The following is a 16062-nucleotide window of genomic DNA, read 5'->3' on the forward strand; positions in this document are numbered from 1 at the left end:
TGAGTCACAGTTTTACTCTTCCAGATGTGAAAACCTTGTGATTGGCTGATCGCGAACATGCGGTGATGCGCGTATCTGGGCACAACACCGAGGTGGGGCTGGTAAGGGAGAGCACGTCAATGCGGTCGATCCGGCTACGGATTCTCGCGGTTCTCGCGGTATTGGGCATCGCAGGCGTTGTCGCCTGGCAACTGCTCCCCTCGGACGAGGTGAACCAGGACCCCGTCGCGGTGGGCACGACGGACGAGGTCACCTCGCTCGATCCGGCCGGTGCGTACGACGCGGGTTCCTGGGCGATGTACAGCAACATCTACCAGTCCCTGCTGACGTTCAAGTCCGGGGCGGTCGTGCCCGAGCCCGACGCCGCCGAGAGCTGCGAGTTCATCGGCCAGAAGCTCCAGACGTACCAGTGCAAGCTCCGTGACGACCTGACGTTCTCCAACGGCCGCAAGATCACGGCCGAGGACGTCAAGTACTCCATCGAGCGCATGATCAAGATCAAGACGGACGTCGGTCCCTGGGTGCTCTTCCCGAGCCTCAAGAACGTGGTGGCCGACGGCCGCACCATCACCTTCAACCTCTCCTCGCGCGACGCGACCTTCCCGCAGAAGCTCGCCACCGGAGCCGGTTCGATCGTCGACCGCGAGTCGTACCCGGCGGACAAGCTCCGTGCGGGCGACACCGTCGACGGCTCGGGCCCGTACCTCCTGAAGTCGTACCGGCCGGGCGCGATCGCCGAGCTGGTCCCCAACCCCCTCTACAAGGGCGCGCTGAGCAAGACCGGTGTCCCGGTCACCGTGCACTACTACGACAAGTCGGAGGAGCTCCAGACCGCCTGGAAGGCCAAGCAGCTCGACGTCACGCACCGCGAACTGCCGCCGGCCACGCTCGCCGAGCTGAACCCCGGTGACCCCGACCTGCGCGTCACCGAGGCGGAGAGCGCCGAGATCCGCAACCTCGTCTTCAACGTCCGGCCGGGTTCCCCGCTGGCCGAGAAGAAGGTCCGGCAGGCCATCGCCTCGATCATCGACCGCGGGCCCCTGGTGACCGATATCTACAAGGGAACCGTCGAGCCGCTCTACTCGCTGATCCCGCAGGGCTACATCGGACACAGCACGCCGTTCTTCGACGCCTACCCGTCGCCCGACCCGGCGCGCGCCGAGCAGCTGCTGAAGGACGCCGGCGTGCAGACGCCGGTGAACATCAGCTTCGGCTACGGCGGCGGGAACGAGACCCAGGCGAAGGAGGCCGCGGAGCTCCGCCGTCAGCTGGAGGCCGACGGGCTGTTCAAAGTCACGGTCCACGCCGTCGACTGGCAGAAGTTCCAGAAGGAGTACGCGGCCGGCAAGTACGACGCGTACACGGTCGGCTGGCTCCCCGACTACCCGGACTCCGACACCTTCAGCCAGCCGCTGGTCGGCCGCAACAACAGCCTCCACAACGGCTACTCCAGCAAGAAGGTGGACAGCCTGATCAGCTCCACGCTTCAGTACGGCGACCGCGGACGCACCTCGGCCGACTTCAAGGAGCTCCAGGCACAGGTCGGCGAGGACGTGCCGCTGGTCCCGCTGTGGCAGAAGAAGGACTACGTCGTCAGCACGACGGACGTCTCCGGTTCGCAGTACCTCTCGGACGGCACCGGACTCTGGCGGCTCTGGGAGCTGAGGCGGATCTGACGGATCCGACGGATCCGACGGATCCGACGGATCCGGGGTCCTGGGGGCGCTGACAGTCCGCCGGACCGGACTCGGGGCGGTCGTACCGGCACTGCCGGACGGCCGCCCCGCCGCTTTCCTAGGCCCCGTCCGGTCCGCTGGATCCGCCCCGGCGCCCGGACTTCGCGGCGCCGGGCAGGAACTCCTCCAGCACGTCGTGGACCTGCCGCACCAGCGGGCGCAGCACCCGGAACCGGGAGAGCGCGATGGCGCGGGCGCCGATCGGGGCGGAGCGCTCGACCAGGCGGCGGCTGCGCTCGGTGTGCTCCGTGCGGTCGTACACCCAGTACAGCACCAGACCCATCTGTATCAGCCACATCAACTGCGGGAGCAGCTCGGCCAGTTCGGGATCGGTCTTGGTGTCGGACCCGGCCAGGCAGCGCCGGTGGATGGAGATCGCCGCCTCGCGGGCCGCGACCGACTCCGCCGAGAACGGGCTGAGCGGGCTCTCCGGGTCGGCGGCGTTCTTGAAGAACTGGGCCGCGAAGCGGTGGTACGGCTCCGCCACGTCCAGCCAGGTGAGCAGGACCCCGCGCATGCGCACCGCGAGATCCCGGTCGCCGTCCAGGACCGGTTGCACGGCCGCCGCGTGCTCGGCGGCGAGCCGGTCGTAGAAGCCCTGGACGAGGTGTTCCTTGTTCGTGAAGTAGTAGTAGGCGTTCCCCACGGAGACGCCGGCCTCCTGGGCGATGGCCCGCATCGTCGTCCTGTCGTAGCCGCGTTCCTGGAAGAGCCGGAGCGCCGTTTCGAGGATGAGTGTGCGGGTCTGCTCGCTCTTGGAGGCCTTGGCTTCCTTCACGTCCTTCGCTTCCTTCACCACAGTCCCGAGGGTATCCGCCGCTGTCAGCCGCCGGATCCGGGGACCGTACAGCCACCCTCCCCGTCCCCGTCGCCGCACGGGGGAGCGGTCAGGGACCGGTACTCCGCGGCGGCGAGCACGGCGGCACGGGCGAACGGGCGGCCCGCCGGGGCGGCCAGCCGGTGCGCCCCGGGCCGGTGCTCGGCCAGCGCCCAGAGGCACACGATCCACGCGGAGGCGGAGCGGTAGATCTGCCCCCGGTCGCCGACCACCGTGATCTCGTCCAGCGTCCCGGCGTGATCGAGACCGGGGAAGCGGCGGCGCGCCTCCGCGGAGGCCGCCGGGACGAGGTCGAGCGGCACGAGTTGACGCTGCTTCATCAGCCACTGCCGCAGATGGCGGCAGAGCGGGCACCGCGCGTCGTACAGCACCGTGAGGCGCTCGACGGGGAGCGGCCGCCCGCCCGGTCCGTCCGGCACGGCGCTCAGGCCCTCGGCGCGGGCGCCGCCCACGGACCCCCGCCCGGTCCCGTCCAGCCCTGCGGGGCCACCGGCGGGGTCTGCTCACGCTCCATCAGACCGCGGCGGCGGATCTTGTTGAGCACATAGACATTGCCGAGGTGCATCACGCCGAGGACGAGCAGGACGACGCCGAGCTTCACCGACAGCGCCTCGAAGAGCCCGCGGGCGTCGGTGACGCCGTCGGAGCTCCTCAGATAGAGGGTGACGAAGCCCAGGTTGACCAGGTAGAAGCCGACCACCAGCAGATGGTTGACGGCGTCGGCGAGCTTCTCGTTCCCATGCAGCACATCGGCCAGGAACACCCTGCCGTTGCGGCTGAGCGTGCGCGCGACCCAGATGGTCAACGCCACGCTGATCAGCAGGTAGATGACATACGCGACAACAGTGAGGTCCATGCCCCACCCTCCCTTGAACGCGTTCAAAAGCTGTTGTCATGGACTGTAGACCCACTTTTGAACATGTTCAAGCCGGATGGGCGGCAAGCTGCTCCGCCTGCTTGCCCGGCGCCCCGAAGCGTCGTACGCCCGGCACCGCCGCCGTCCCCAGGCAGGCCGCGCCGACCGCCACCGCGGCAACGGCCAGGGGCACTTCGGCACCCCAGGCCGAGGCGGCGAGCGGGGCCAGGGCGTAGCCGAGCGGCATCGCGCCCAGGGAGAGCAGCCAGTCGTACGAGGTCACCCGGGCCAGCGCGTGCGCCGGTACGGCGGACTGGACCGAGGTATCCCAGACCGGGCCGAGGAAGCCGAGGCCGGCCTGGGCGACACCGTACGCGGCGATGGTCAGCGCGACGGGCGCATGGGCGGCCAGCAGGCCGAGCGGCAGGGCGTACGTGGCCAGGCCCAGGTTGGCCGTCAGGACCGGGCGGCGGGGGCGGGCCCGGCCGGCCAGCAGAGAGCCGAGGAGCAGGCCGACCGCGCCGGTCTGGAGGAGGGCGATCCAGACGCCCTCGCCGCCCAGCTCCCGGACGAAGAGCGCCGGGCCGACCGTCATCAGGACGGCTGCCGCGCCGTTCCAGACGGCGTGCGCGATCAGGCTCGTCCAGTACCAGTCACGGCCGCGGACCTCTCCCCAGCCCTCCTTGAGGTCGGTGAACAGCGAGCGCCTCGGGACGGGTACGTGCCGGACCTCGACGGCGGCCAGCAGGGCGGCGCTCGCCGCGAAGGTGGCGCCGTCCAGCACGAAGGCCCAGCCCGGACCCGCGGTGAGGATCAGCGCACCGGCGAGGGCCGGCCCGCCGAGCCGGGTGGAGCTGTTGACGACCGCCATCAGCGAATTGGCGCGCAGCAGCCCGGACTCCGCCACGGTGCCGCGGATCAGCGGCGACGCGGTCGGCATCGCGAAGGCCCCGGCGGCGCCGCCGATCGCCTCGGCGAGGGCGATCTGCCAGAGCGCGGGGGAGCCGCCGAGCAGCTCGGCGCCGACGAAGAGCTGGGTCGCGCACCGTACGAGATCCGTGGTGAGCGCGACCGTACGGGCGTTGAAGCGGTCGCCCACGACGCCGCCCAGCGGCAGCAGGAGCAGCTTGGGGACCATCGCGCAGCCCAGGACGAGGGCGAGCGCCCCGGTCGAACCGGTGGCCAGATAGACGGCCAGGGAGAGGGCGGTGGGGATGACGGCGTCGCCGAGGAGCGAGAGCGTGCGGCCGATGAAGAGCAGGCGGAAGGCGCGCGTGCGCAAGGGGTGTGGCATGCGTGAGAATCTATTTCGGTACCGAACTATTCGTCAACGAAATATTGGGTTCCGAAGGATAGTTGGAGGTCCGGCGTACGCTTTCCCCATGGAGCGACGTGACTGGACCGACGGACATGTGGAGCGCTGGAAGCCCGTGCTTCCCGGCCTCGATCCCGAGGTCGAGGGCGCAGTGACCCGTATGAAGAAGCTCTCCGTGCATCTGCGCCGGGTACGCGAGCAGTCCCTGGTCGACTTCGACCTGGACCGTCAGGAGTTCGACACGCTCCACAAGCTGGCCGGACGCGGCGGGAAGGCGGCCCCCTCCGAACTCGCCGCCGACCTCGACCTCGCGCCCGCCTCCGTCACCGGCCGGCTGGACGTGCTCGAACGGCGCGGCTTCGTCCGCCGCACGCCCTCCACCACCGACCGCCGGCGGGTCGACGTGGAGCTCACCGACCAGGGCCGCTCGACCTGGCTGGGCGCGATGGATGTCCTCGGCCACGAGGAGTACCGGCTGCTCGGCGTCCTCGACAAGGACGAACGCACCCTGCTCAACGACATGCTGCGGCGCGTCATGGTGGTCGCGGAGGACCAGGGCGGCGCCGCCTGGGACTGAGCCGCGGACGCCCGATCGGACCCAGCGGGCGCTCAGCTGTCCCCGTCGCCCGCGTCGTCCACCGGTCCGGCGCGCGGACCGGTGACGGTGTGGTGGAGGCGGGCCATCGGCTCCGGACGTCAGACGCTCATCGCACGAGCCGTGTTGAGCTGGGCCATCACCATGGGGAAGGTGTCGGGGCCGGCCGCCGGGATCATCGTCGAGTGGTGCCGCCCGCCGCTGGTCACCGAGACCTGCACGAAGCCGGTCGTCCGCTTCTCCTTCATCAGCAGGAAGAGCAGACCGACCAGGCAGAACAGCGCGAAGACGATCGCGAGCACGATCCCCACCGTCGGGATCTTCTCCTCGGTGCGGGTCAGGTCCGTGGCCGTCCACACCGCGCCCTTGAGCGGCATCGGGCCGGCCGGGGTCACGATCTGGTCCTGCATCACAGCGATGTCACCGAACACCAGGACCGGCAGCCCGGCACCCGTCGGGGCGCCCGGCTGCTGTGCGAAGCCGGGGCCGGGCATGGTCGGCTGGGCCGCGACGCCCTGGGGATAGCCGTAGCCGGGGCCGGGCTGGACCGCGGATTCGGGCAGCGGCTGCGGGTAGCCGTAGGCCGGGGTGCCCGGACCGGGCTGGGCCTGGCCGTCCGCGACGGTGGGCGGACGGCCCGGCTGCTGGGGAGCCGGCCCCCACTTGTATGAGTCGTCCGCGTACGGATTCGGATCGCTCAACGTTCCCCGCTCTCGATCAAGCCTGTGCGCCCCGGGCCCTGCTGCACCGGCGGCGAACCGGCACCCGGTTCCGCACGACCGTACCGTCAAGACCCGCGCGGCGCAGCAACAGGCCCCGTTCTCCGCGGTGTTCCTGCGGAGAACGGGGCCGGACGAGGCTGCCGTGGCGGCGGTCAGAAGCGGCGCGTGATGAGCGCCCGCTTGACCTCCTGGATCGCCTTGGTGACCTCGATGCCACGCGGGCAGGCGTCCGTGCAGTTGAAGGTGGTGCGGCAGCGCCACACCCCGTCACGGTCGTTGAGGATCTCCAGGCGCTGCTCGCCGCCCTCGTCGCGCGAGTCGAAGATGAAGCGGTGCGCGTTGACGATCGCCGCCGGGCCGAAGTACTGGCCGTCGTTCCAGAACACCGGGCACGAGGACGTGCACGCGGCGCAGAGGATGCACTTGGTGGTGTCGTCGAAGCGCTCGCGGTCCTCGGCGGACTGCAGGCGCTCACGGGTCGGCTCGTTCCCCTTGGTGATGAGGAAGGGCATGACGTCGCGGTAGGCCTGGAAGAACGGCTCCATGTCGACCACGAGGTCCTTGAGGACCGTGAGGCCCTTGATGGCCTCGATCGTGATCGGCTTCTCCGGGCTGATGTCCTTGATCAGCGTCTTGCAGGCGAGCCTGTTCTTGCCGTTGATCCGCATCGCGTCGGAGCCGCAGATGCCGTGCGCGCAGGAGCGGCGGAAGGTCAGGGTGCCGTCCGTCTCCCACTTGACCTTGTGAAGGGCGTCGAGCACGCGCTCCTTCGGGTCGATCGAGATCTGGAAGTCCTGCCACTGGGCCTCGTCGGAGACCTCGGGGTTGAAGCGGCGGATCCGGAGGGTGACCGTGATGTACGGGGAGGCGGCGGAGTCCGCTTCGACCTTGTCCAGAATCGGGGTTGCCATCAGTACTTACGCTCCATCGGCTGGTAGCGGGTCTGGACGACCGGCTTGTAGTCGAGCCGGATCGACTCGGTGCCGTCGGCCGAGACCTCGCGGTACGCCATGGTGTGGCGCATGAAGTTGACGTCGTCGCGGTTCGGGTAGTCCTCGCGGTAGTGACCGCCGCGCGACTCCTTGCGGGCCAGAGCGGAGGTCGCCATGACCTCGGCCAGATCGAGCAGGTTGCCGAGCTCGATGGCCTCCAGGAGGTCCGTGTTGAACCGCTTGCCCTTGTCCTGGATGGACACCTCGAGGTAGCGCTTGCGCAGCTCGGCGATCTTGTCGACGGCCGTCTTGATGGTCTGCTCGGTGCGGAACACCATCACATTGGCGTCCATGCACTCCTGCAGCTCCTGACGGATCGCCGCGACCCGCTCGGTGCCCGTCGAGTTGCGCAGCCGCTCGATCTGCTCCTCGACCATCTGCGCCGGGTTCTCGGGAAGCTCGACGAAGTCGTTCTTCACGGCGTACTCGGCGGCGCCGATGCCCGAGCGGCGTCCGAAGACGTTGATGTCGAGCAGCGAGTTGGTACCGAGGCGGTTGGCGCCGTGTACCGAGACGCAGGCGACCTCGCCGGCGGCGTACAGGCCCGGGACGACGGTGGTGTTGTCGGCCAGCACCTCGCCCTCGACGTTGGTCGGGATGCCGCCCATGGCGTAGTGCGCGGTCGGCTGGATCGGGATCGGGTCCGTGTAGGGCTCGATGCCGAGGTACGTACGCGCGAACTCGGTGATGTCCGGGAGCTTGGCGTCCAGCTGCTCCGGCGGCAGGTGCGTGAGGTCGAGGTAGACGTGGTCGCCCTCGGGACCGCAGCCGCGGCCCTCACGGATCTCGGTGTAGATGGAGCGGGACACGACGTCACGGGACGCGAGGTCCTTCATGACCGGCGCGTACTTCTCCATGAAGCGCTCGCCGTCCTTGTTGCGGAGGATGCCGCCCTCACCGCGGGCGCCCTCCGTCAGCAGGATGCCCATGCGCCAGATGCCCGTCGGGTGGAACTGGAAGAACTCCATGTCCTCCAGCGGCAGGCCCCGGCGCCAGGCGGCGGCCTGGCCGTCACCGGTCAGGGTGTGCGCGTTGGACGTCACCTTGAAGAACTTGCCGGTGCCGCCGGACGCGAAGATGATCGACTTCGCCTGGAAGACGTGGATCTCGCCGGTCGCCAGCTCGTACGCGACGACACCGGCGGACTTCTTGACCCCGTCCACCTCCTGGAGCAGCAGGTCCAGGACGTAGAACTCGTTGAAGAACTCCACACCCTCCTTGACGCAGTTCTGGTACAGCGTCTGGAGGATCATGTGGCCGGTGCGGTCCGAGGCGTAGCAGGACCGGCGCACCGGGGCCTCGCCGTGGCCGCGGGTGTGACCGCCGAAGCGGCGCTGGTCGATGCGGCCCTCGGGCGTGCGGTTGAACGGGAGGCCCATCTTCTCCAGGTCGAGGACGGCGTCGATGGCCTCCTTCGCCAGGATCTCGGCGGCATCCTGGTCGACCAGGTAGTCGCCGCCCTTGACCGTGTCGAAGGTGTGCCACTCCCAGTTGTCCTCCTCCACGTTGGCGAGCGCGGCGGCCATGCCGCCCTGCGCGGCGCCCGTGTGGGAGCGGGTCGGGTACAGCTTCGTGAGCACGGCGGTACGGCTGCGCTTGGTGGACTCGATGGCCGCGCGCATACCGGCGCCGCCGGCGCCGACGATGACGGTGTCGTACTTGTGGATCTGCATGATTTCCTCTGGTCCCTCTGGCCCGGCGCCTAGCGGATGTTCGGGTCGAAGGTGAAGATCACCAGCGTGCCCAGCAGGACGGTGAACACCGTGGCGGTGTACAGGAGCATCTTCAGCCAGAACCGGGTGTTGTCCCGCTCGGCGTAGTCGTTGATGACCGTACGGAGACCATTGGCGCCGTGCAGCATGGCCAGCCACAGCATCGCCAGGTCCCAGACCTGCCAGAACGGCGAGGCCCAGCGGCCCGCCACGAAGGCGAAGCCGATCTTGGAGACGCCGCCGTCCAGCACCAGCTGGATCAGCAGGTGGCCCAGGACCAGGACGACCAGGACGATGCCCGACAGGCGCATGAAGAGCCAGGCGTACATCTCGAAGTTGGTGCGCGAACCCTTGGGGGTCTTGCCGGTCCGCTTGCGCGGCGGCTCGATGACCGGGGCCGGGTGGTCGACGTCGTAGAGGCTGACGCCCTCGACGGAGCCGATCGCGGCGGAGGACTCGGTGGACATTGGCCTCAGCTCCCGAATACTTCGCGTACGGCGTGGCCGAGGACCGGGTACAGCGCCCCGACCATCAGCACGACCCAGATACCCACGACCGACCAGAGCATCTGCTTCTGGTAGCGCGGGCCCTTGGCCCAGAAGTCCACGGCGACGATCCGGAGACCGTTCAGCGCGTGGAAGAGAATGGCGGCCACCAGGCCGTATTCGAGGAGCGCGACGATCGGCGTCTTGTACGTGGCCACGACGTCGTCGTAGGCCTCGGGGGAGACGCGGACGAGAGCGGTGTCCAGGACGTGTACGAACAGGAAGAAGAAGATGAGGACACCGGTGACTCGATGAGCCACCCAGGACCACATGCCTTCCCGGCCGCGGTACAGCGTTCCAGCCGGCACGGAAGAACCCTCCGGGAGCGGGGATTGGGGTCGGCCGGCTTGACTGTCGGTCTGACCCGGCCGGGTACGGTCCACCGGCCCCGGCCATCGTAGCGACGGTTTGTCGGTTCGTTCGCGCGGGGGCCCGCGGTGTGATCAAAGTGGCAATCAAACAGGCACGGACGGCCTAGAAAGCGCTGCTGGCTCTCTCCACCGAGCCCGTTCCGTTATGAACCCGATACCAGCTCGATGATGCGGCCCCGGGCGAGCCGTCGCATCTCCTCCGCGGAGACCACCCGCTCCTGGTCGGGTTCATGGCCAAGCCTGGCCCGGATCCCGGCGAGCACATGGTCCGGCTGTTCGGCGGGCGCCAGCCCGTCCACGCACATCACGAAGACATGGCCGAAGCGCGACTCGTACGCGGCGTGCGCGGCCCGCAGCGCGAGATGGGCGGAGTGCGGCGCGGCGTGGTGCAGACCGGGCGGGATCTCGACGGCGAGCGCCTCGGCGAGATCGGCCGGGGCCAGGTCGTAACCCGCCTCGTCGGCCGCGGCCAGCAGTGCGTCCAGGTCGGGATAGGGGCGGTGGGCGGTCAGCCGCTGCGCCCAGCGGCGGCTGCCGCAGCACTCCAGCAGCGCGGCCTCGACCTCGGCGGGCGGCACGGTGTTGAAGAGGCCGAGGCCCGGGGCGTGCGCGGATCCGGAACTCTGGACGGGTACGGCCGTCCGGGTGGCCGGTTGCCGCAGTTGCTCCGGGAGGCCGGCGTGGGAATCGCTGGACCTGGACAGCGTGGGCTCCTCGGATCAACGGCATCTGTGACCCTGGAGCGGAAAGGGACGGACAGGACCAGGCAGATGCGGGGTGAAGGGAGAGACGAATGTGCCTCAAAGCTACCGAGGAGGGGCAACGGACGTCCGACAAATGCGCGAACTTCACCCGGACGGGAGGGTTTCGGAACGCCCGCTGAACCGCGATCCAAGGAGAATGCCCGGCTGTCTGCCCGATTCTGATTGGGTCTGCCTGGTTCTGCCTTGTTTTCCGTAAACGACGGAGGTTTCTGAACGATGTCGCCCTCACGTGGCGCTCTCGTGGCCGGTGCGGTCCTCACCGCGGTGGCCGCCGCGACGATCACGGTCGTCGTCTGGCAGGAAGGCTCCGGCGGCGGACTCGCCGGCAAGAGGCCGGACGCCCGCACCCCGGCGCCCTCCACGGCCGCCCCCTCGCCCACCCGGAGCTACCCGCTCTCCACCGCCCCGCGCACCATCCCCGCCGTACGGGAGCACCTTGCGGCCCGCGGCCCCGGCTGGCGCCCCGGCCCGGACGGCGGGGTGGTCGTCGCCGGAGGCAGCGCGGCACTGGCGGACGAGGGGCGGCTGCTGGCCGAGGAGCTGAAGATCCACTACCGGGGCGAGGTTCCCGCCCGCGCGGGCGATGTGGAGCTGGCGCTCGCCCCGGGCGGGGGCGCTCCCGAGTCGTACACCCTCGACGTCCGCGACGGCCGGGTCAGGATCAGCGGACCCGACCAGGCCGGGGTCTTCTACGGGACCCGCACCCTGAAGCAGTCGGTGCGCGCCGACGGCGCGATGCCGGAGGGCGAGGTGCGCGACCGCCCCGACCGGCCGCAGCGCGGCCTCAACCTCGACATCGCGCGCAAGTACTACACCGCCGCCTGGATCGAGGACCGGCTGCGCGAGATGGCCGACCTCAAGCTCAACCAGCTCGGCCTGCACTTCTCCGACGACCAGGCCTTCCGTATCGAGTCCGACACCCACCCCGAGGTGGTGTCGCCGGAGCACCTCAGCAAGGCGGAGGTACGGCGGATCCTCGCTCTCGCGTCGCGGCTGCACATCGAGGTCGTCCCGGAGATCGACTCGCCGGGGCATCTCGGCGCGGTGCTGCGGGCCCACCCTGGCCTCCAGCTGCGCAATGTGTCGGGCACGCCTTCGCCCGGCTCCCTCGACATCTCCGACCCGGGCTCGGCGAAACTCATCGACGAACTCCTCGGCGAGTACACCGAGCTGTTCGGCGGCGCGTACTGGCATCTGGGCGGTGACGAATACCTCGCGCTGATGGCACGGGACCCGGCCGCCTCCTACCCGCAGCTCCAGCGCGCCGCCCAGCAGAAGTACGGAGCGCAGGCCGGTATCAAGGACCTGGCGACCGGCTGGCTCAACGACCGTGCGGCGGTGGTGCGCCCGCACGGCAAACGGCCCAAGGCATGGAACGACGGCTTCTTCCGCGACGGGATCGTCCACGCCGACAAGGACATCGAGGTCGAGTACTGGACGGGCAGGGAGTACGGCGCCCGGCAGCCGGAGGAGTATCTGCGCGAGGGGCGGCGCGTGGTGAACCTCAACGACGAGTTCCTCTATTACGTGCTCGGCCAGCCCAACAACTTCGTCTACCCGACGGGCGAGCGGATCTACGACCAGTGGACCCCGCTCGTCCTGCGCGGCACCCGGCCGGTCCCGGCGCGCTACTCCGGCCAGATCCTCGGCGGCCGGTTCGCGGTCTGGGGTGACCTCCCACAGGCGCAGACCGCCGCGCAGGTGGCGCAGGGCATCCGGATGCCGCTGCGGGCGACCGCCCAGAAGCTGTGGGCTCCGGGGAAGCCGGCGCTGAGCTGGGACGGGTTCCGGGCACTGGCCGCACGGATCGACGGGGCGGGCTGAGCGGAGCCGGCGTGGACAGCGGTATGGGCGGGGGCTAGGTTCCGCATGCCGCGCGTTCCGGGGAGGGGCGCGCGCTCTCGCGTTCGCGCTCAGAACCTTGGGGGGTTCCGTTTCATGCTCTGTTCCGCCTGCCGTCTCAGACCGCCGGTCACCGACGACGGACGCTGTCTGCTCTGTGCCGGGCCGGCCGGTGCCGCTGCCCCGACTTCGCCCGCCGCGGCCTTCTACGCGCCGCAGCAGTATCTGCGCTCGCCCGAGGGGCTCGCGAAGGCCGTGGTCGTGCTGCTGGCGCTCATGGTCGTGGCGGACCTGCTCGCCCTGGCGGCGGGGCTGAACATCCACCGCGTGCTGGCGGCCGGGGTGGCGAACGACTTCGCGACGTACGACGAAGAGGAGGCGACCTTCGCGTACAACCTGTACGGGGCCGCGAGCTCGCTCCAGACCTTTGTCGGCCTGGCCATCGCGGTCGTCTTCATCATCTGGTTCCGGCGGGTGCGGCTCAACGCCGAGGTGTTCGACCCGAGCATGCAGTCGATGAGGCCCGGCTGGGCCGTCGGCGCCTGGTTCATCCCGATCGCCAACTGGGTGCTACCGCGCCGGATCGCGGGCGGCATCTGGACCGCGAGCGCCCAGACCAACACCGACGGCAGCTGGCGCACGGTCCCGGCCACCGTGATGAACCTGTGGTGGGGCGCCTGGGTCTGCTCGCAGATCATCTCCCAGTACACGGCCCGGCAGTACTGGGCGGCCGAGCAGCCGCAGGAGATCATGGACACGACGGGCCTGTTGGTGGCGACCGACGCCATCGACATCGCGGCCGCGGTGTTCGCCATCCTCTTCGTGCGCAAGCTGACCCGGATGCAGGGGGAGCGGGCAGCACTCGGCGTGTATCCGCTGAGCAGGCCGGGTCTGGCGGAGCGCGCCCACTGGGGCCGCGCCCACTGAGCGATGCAATTCGGCCTCCAGTAGTGACGGTTTTGAGCCATCCGGCGCTGAACGCGGTAACAGGAAGCGCCTCGTCCCCATGTGCGCGCACGGGGGCGTGCCGACGGGAGCCGCCGATGAGCCTGCTGGACCTGATCGCCGCCGCCGACGAGCGCGGGCTCGCCGCGAGTGCGGTCGCCTGCCTCGACCGCTGTCTGCCGCAGCCCCCGGACGGAGCGGACCCCGATCCGCTCCGTCCGCTCTGGGCGGCGTGCGCGGACCCGGGGCTCTGGCCCGACCGCCTCGCGGAGGTCCGTGCGGCGCTGGACGCCGTGGCCGACGCCAGGGGCGCGGCTCCGCGGGTCCGGGAGCTGCTGGGCGAGGCGCCGGCCGGCCGGGCGGCGCCGGGGCTGCGGGAGTGGGCCGACGCCTGCTCGCTGCTGGCCCTGGCGGTCCACCTCGGCGCGGAAGCGGGGCCGGCCGCCGACGCGGAAACGGTGCGCCGCTGCCGCGAGGCCGGTCCGGACGGGGCGGGTCCCCTGCCGGCCGGGGAACTGCGCCGCCAGAGCCGGATCCTGGAGCTGCTGGCGGAGACCGCGGACGCCTCGTCGGCGGGAGCCGGGCTGCGCCAGGTGCTGGACGCGTCGGCGGAGGGGCAGCGGGTGCTGCGCGCGGCCATCTCGCGGCAGGCCCGCGGGCGGGGCTGAGGTGCCCATGGCCGGAGGGAAACGAGGACGACCGGGGCCGCCACCCCCCACAGGAGAGGCCCCGGTCGTCTTCCGCGGGGCCGTAGGACGACCCCGTACTCCACTCAGCGCCGTCGCTGCGTTTTCTGTCACACCACCAGGCATCGAGTGAATGTTGCAGGTTGTACAAGACGTGGACGCGAGCCCCGCCGAGGACGTAGCGTGCGGAGTCGCGCAGGGTGGCGCGGCAGTGATGACCAGCTGCGATCCGGGACAGCAGGGCAGGTTGAGGGAGTGCTGGGGGACGACGCGGAGCTGACTGCCGCGGTACTCGCGGCACAGGACGGGGACGAGGACGCCTTCCGTACTGTGTACCGCGCTGTGCAGCCGCGGCTGCTGGGCTATATAAGGACACTGGTGGGGGAGCCGGACGCCGAGGACGTGGCGTCCGAATCCTGGCTCCAGATAGCGCGGGACCTCGACCGGTTCAGCGGCGACGCCGACCGTTTCCGCGGCTGGGCGGCGCGCATAGCCCGCAACCGTGCGCTGGACCACCTGCGGATGCGCGGCAGGCGCCCCGCGATCGGTGGCGACGAGTCCGAACTGTCCGAGCGGCCGGCCGAGTCCGACACCGCGGGCGAGGCGATGGAGGCCCTGGCCACCGGCCGCACGATGTCGCTCATCGCCCAGCTGCCGCAGGACCAGGCCGAGGCGGTGGTGCTGCGGGTGGTCGTGGGCCTGGACGCGAAGAGCGCCGCGCAGACCCTGGGCAAGCGCCCGGGAGCGGTACGCACCGCGGCGCACCGGGGCCTGAAACGGCTGGCCGAGCTCTTGCGCACGGACACTGGCAGCAGTAACGACGCCGGCCCCGGTGGAACGGACACCAGTGACTGCGACGACGCCGCTCCCGCGGAGGAACCGGCGGATCCGTCCGCCACGCACCGGAGCGCGTCGGACCGGACGGCGGAACTCGACGCGGTGCCCGCGCAGCGCCCCGCCCGCAACGGCCTGGCGGCGCCGGCCGGTGTGACGCATTCGCGTCCGTGGACGCAGAAGGACATGTGATGGCCGACGAGCGGTACGAATGGCTTGACAAGGACGCGGCGGAGAGATTGCTCCGCGGCGAGCCGGTCGATCCCGTCGGCGGCCAGTCGTGTACGGACGCCGAGAGGCTCGTGGCCGCTCTGGAAGCCGCCGCACGGGCCGCCCGCCCGGCCGCCGGTGAACTGCCCGGCGAGGCCGCGGCGCTGGCCGCCTTCCGCACCGCCACCCATGCGGCGCGTACGAGGACCCGGACGAACGCGCAGGTGAAGGGCGGCGCGGAGAAGGCGGGCGGGCCGGCCGGTGCCGAGCTGCCCGAACCGGTGCGCATCGCGGCAGCCTCCGTCGGCTCCGTGTCCTCCGCGGCCTCCGGCCGTCTCCGTACCTCGCGCTGGAGCCGGCCCGTCCGCTTCGGTCTGGTCGCCTCCCTCGCGGGCTGTGCGCTCGGCGGGGTGGCCGTGGCGGCGGGGACCGGAATGCTGCCCGGCCCGTTCGGCGGGCACACCCCCCTTCCGGCGAGCTCGGTCTCGGCCGAGGCGACACCCGAGGAGCTGGATTCGGGGCTCACCGAGAAGGAGGCTCCGAAGTCGAAGCCGCCCGCCTCCCCGGAGACGGGAACCTCCGCGCCTGCCGCGGATCCCTCCGCCCCGGCCGGTGACCCGGCCCGCGGCGGATCGGGCCGGGCGAAGAAGGACGTCGGCGGCGGCGAGCGCAGGCCCGGTGGCGCCGCGACCGGCTCCGCGGGCAGGCCCGAGAACGGCGAGCAGCCCGAGAGCTCCGGGAACGACGGCTCCGGTGCGTGGTACGCCAAGGCGCTCAGGGCCTGCCGCGACTACCGCGAAGGCAGGCTGAACGACACCCAGCGGCGCAAGCTCGAAGCGCTGGCGAAGGGCGCCCACAACCTGGACCGGTTCTGCGACCGCGTGATCGAGGCATCCGGCAAGAACCAGAACGGCCAGAACGACACGGGCGAGGACGGCGACGAGGACGAGCAGGGCGACGGGGCCTCGAACACGAACAGCGGCTCCGGCTCCGGCGCGTCCTCCTCGGCCCGGTTCGCCAACGGTGTGCGGCCGCCCTCGACCCCGGCCTCCCTGGTGCCTTCGGCCCGGACCGCAGGCTGAGCGGAGCCGTTCGCAAC

At 70.7% G+C, this 16062-nt stretch carries 17 protein-coding genes; 7 read left to right on the plus strand and 10 right to left on the minus strand.

Annotated features, from left to right (window positions below):
• The first annotated feature begins 119 nt into the window (after positions 1–119).
• Positions 120–1676 carry an ABC transporter substrate-binding protein gene (locus IE107_RS14955; RefSeq protein ID WP_189544235.1) on the plus strand — a complete coding sequence of 519 codons (1557 nt, stop codon included), beginning with the start codon at positions 120–122 and terminating at the stop codon, positions 1674–1676.
• Between the two features lie 118 nt (positions 1677–1794).
• Here IE107_RS14955 and IE107_RS14960 read toward each other — a convergent pair whose 3' ends face one another.
• From IE107_RS14960 to IE107_RS14975, 4 genes are all read right to left on the minus strand, one after another.
• On the minus strand, positions 1795–2535 hold the full coding sequence (locus IE107_RS14960; RefSeq protein WP_189544236.1) for a TetR/AcrR family transcriptional regulator: 741 nt from the start codon (positions 2533–2535) through the stop codon (positions 1795–1797).
• A gap of 23 nt (positions 2536–2558) precedes the next feature.
• Positions 2559–3026 (minus strand): thiol-disulfide oxidoreductase DCC family protein, encoded by a 468-nt coding sequence (locus IE107_RS14965; RefSeq protein WP_373302449.1) that lies wholly within the window; start codon positions 3024–3026, stop codon positions 2559–2561.
• Positions 2999–3430: a hypothetical protein gene (locus IE107_RS14970; RefSeq protein WP_189544237.1), complete on the minus strand. Its 432-nt coding sequence runs from the start codon at positions 3428–3430 to the stop codon at positions 2999–3001. Before IE107_RS14970 ends, IE107_RS14965 begins: the two co-directional genes overlap by 28 nt.
• Positions 3431–3497: 67 nt before the next feature.
• Positions 3498–4724: an MFS transporter gene (locus IE107_RS14975; RefSeq protein ID WP_189544238.1), complete on the minus strand. Its 1227-nt coding sequence runs from the start codon at positions 4722–4724 to the stop codon at positions 3498–3500.
• 88 nt (positions 4725–4812) lie between these two features.
• Between IE107_RS14975 and IE107_RS14980 the strand changes: the two genes are divergently transcribed.
• A complete protein-coding gene (locus IE107_RS14980; protein ID WP_189544239.1) occupies positions 4813–5322 on the plus strand; it encodes a MarR family winged helix-turn-helix transcriptional regulator in 510 nt (169 codons plus the stop codon).
• 119 nt (positions 5323–5441) lie between these two features.
• On the opposite strand, the gene IE107_RS14985 is transcribed toward IE107_RS14980, so the two are convergent.
• The 6 genes from IE107_RS14985 to IE107_RS15010 all read right to left on the minus strand — a co-directional run bounded on the left by IE107_RS14985 (position 5442) and on the right by IE107_RS15010 (position 10344).
• On the minus strand, positions 5442–6041 hold the full coding sequence (locus IE107_RS14985) for a hypothetical protein (RefSeq protein WP_189544240.1): 600 nt from the start codon (positions 6039–6041) through the stop codon (positions 5442–5444).
• Between the two features lie 173 nt (positions 6042–6214).
• Complete coding sequence (locus IE107_RS14990) at positions 6215–6973, minus strand: succinate dehydrogenase iron-sulfur subunit (protein ID WP_189544241.1); 759 nt, start codon at positions 6971–6973, stop codon at positions 6215–6217.
• Complete coding sequence (gene sdhA, locus IE107_RS14995; RefSeq protein WP_189544242.1) at positions 6973–8727, minus strand: succinate dehydrogenase flavoprotein subunit; 1755 nt, start codon at positions 8725–8727, stop codon at positions 6973–6975. Before sdhA ends, IE107_RS14990 begins: the two co-directional genes overlap by 1 nt.
• Before the next feature lie 29 nt (positions 8728–8756).
• Positions 8757–9233 (minus strand): succinate dehydrogenase hydrophobic membrane anchor subunit, encoded by a 477-nt coding sequence (locus IE107_RS15000; protein ID WP_114246213.1) that lies wholly within the window; start codon positions 9231–9233, stop codon positions 8757–8759.
• Between the two features lie 5 nt (positions 9234–9238).
• Positions 9239–9619 carry a succinate dehydrogenase, cytochrome b556 subunit gene (sdhC, locus tag IE107_RS15005; protein WP_072486591.1) on the minus strand — a complete coding sequence of 127 codons (381 nt, stop codon included), beginning with the start codon at positions 9617–9619 and terminating at the stop codon, positions 9239–9241.
• Positions 9620–9825: 206 nt separating this feature from the next.
• Positions 9826–10344 carry a 2-oxo-4-hydroxy-4-carboxy-5-ureidoimidazoline decarboxylase gene (locus tag IE107_RS15010; RefSeq protein WP_189544337.1) on the minus strand — a complete coding sequence of 173 codons (519 nt, stop codon included), beginning with the start codon at positions 10342–10344 and terminating at the stop codon, positions 9826–9828.
• 318 nt (positions 10345–10662) lie between these two features.
• Here IE107_RS15010 and IE107_RS15015 point away from each other — a divergent pair, with 318 nt between their 5' ends.
• From IE107_RS15015 to IE107_RS15035, 5 genes are all read left to right on the plus strand, one after another.
• Entirely contained in the window at positions 10663–12270 is a 1608-nt protein-coding gene (locus IE107_RS15015) for a beta-N-acetylhexosaminidase (RefSeq protein WP_189544243.1), read from the plus strand.
• Between the two features lie 114 nt (positions 12271–12384).
• Positions 12385–13215, plus strand: coding sequence for a DUF4328 domain-containing protein (locus tag IE107_RS15020; RefSeq protein ID WP_189544244.1), 831 nt, complete (start codon positions 12385–12387; stop codon positions 13213–13215).
• A gap of 116 nt (positions 13216–13331) precedes the next feature.
• On the plus strand, positions 13332–13901 hold the full coding sequence (locus tag IE107_RS15025; RefSeq protein ID WP_189544245.1) for a hypothetical protein: 570 nt from the start codon (positions 13332–13334) through the stop codon (positions 13899–13901).
• A 273-nt stretch (positions 13902–14174) separates the two neighbouring features.
• Positions 14175–14945 carry an RNA polymerase sigma factor gene (locus tag IE107_RS15030; protein ID WP_189544246.1) on the plus strand — a complete coding sequence of 257 codons (771 nt, stop codon included), beginning with the start codon at positions 14175–14177 and terminating at the stop codon, positions 14943–14945.
• Positions 14924–16045: a hypothetical protein gene (locus tag IE107_RS15035; RefSeq protein ID WP_229866929.1), complete on the plus strand. Its 1122-nt coding sequence runs from the start codon at positions 14924–14926 to the stop codon at positions 16043–16045. Before IE107_RS15030 ends, IE107_RS15035 begins: the two co-directional genes overlap by 22 nt.
• Positions 16046–16062: the final 17 nt, after the last annotated feature.

The organism is Streptomyces gelaticus, assembly GCF_014649535.1.
In the GTDB taxonomy this organism is placed as follows: domain Bacteria; phylum Actinomycetota; class Actinomycetes; order Streptomycetales; family Streptomycetaceae; genus Streptomyces; species Streptomyces gelaticus.

What these genes read in the sequence shown, in the direction of transcription:
- IE107_RS14980 (WP_189544239.1), top strand. Translation starts at nt 4,813, where the DNA reads ATGGAGCGACGTGACTGGACCGACGGACATGTGGAGCGCTGGAAGCCC.
- IE107_RS14970 (WP_189544237.1), bottom strand. Translation starts at nt 3,430, where the DNA reads ATGGACCTCACTGTTGTCGCGTATGTCATCTACCTGCTGATCAGCGTG.
- IE107_RS15015 (WP_189544243.1), top strand. Translation starts at nt 10,663, where the DNA reads ATGTCGCCCTCACGTGGCGCTCTCGTGGCCGGTGCGGTCCTCACCGCG.
- sdhA (WP_189544242.1), bottom strand. Translation starts at nt 8,727, where the DNA reads ATGCAGATCCACAAGTACGACACCGTCATCGTCGGCGCCGGCGGCGCC.
- IE107_RS14955 (WP_189544235.1), top strand. Translation starts at nt 120, where the DNA reads ATGCGGTCGATCCGGCTACGGATTCTCGCGGTTCTCGCGGTATTGGGC.
- IE107_RS14990 (WP_189544241.1), bottom strand. Translation starts at nt 6,973, where the DNA reads ATGGCAACCCCGATTCTGGACAAGGTCGAAGCGGACTCCGCCGCCTCC.
- IE107_RS15020 (WP_189544244.1), top strand. Translation starts at nt 12,385, where the DNA reads ATGCTCTGTTCCGCCTGCCGTCTCAGACCGCCGGTCACCGACGACGGA.
- IE107_RS15025 (WP_189544245.1), top strand. Translation starts at nt 13,332, where the DNA reads ATGAGCCTGCTGGACCTGATCGCCGCCGCCGACGAGCGCGGGCTCGCC.
- IE107_RS15000 (WP_114246213.1), bottom strand. Translation starts at nt 9,233, where the DNA reads ATGTCCACCGAGTCCTCCGCCGCGATCGGCTCCGTCGAGGGCGTCAGC.
- IE107_RS14975 (WP_189544238.1), bottom strand. Translation starts at nt 4,724, where the DNA reads ATGCCACACCCCTTGCGCACGCGCGCCTTCCGCCTGCTCTTCATCGGC.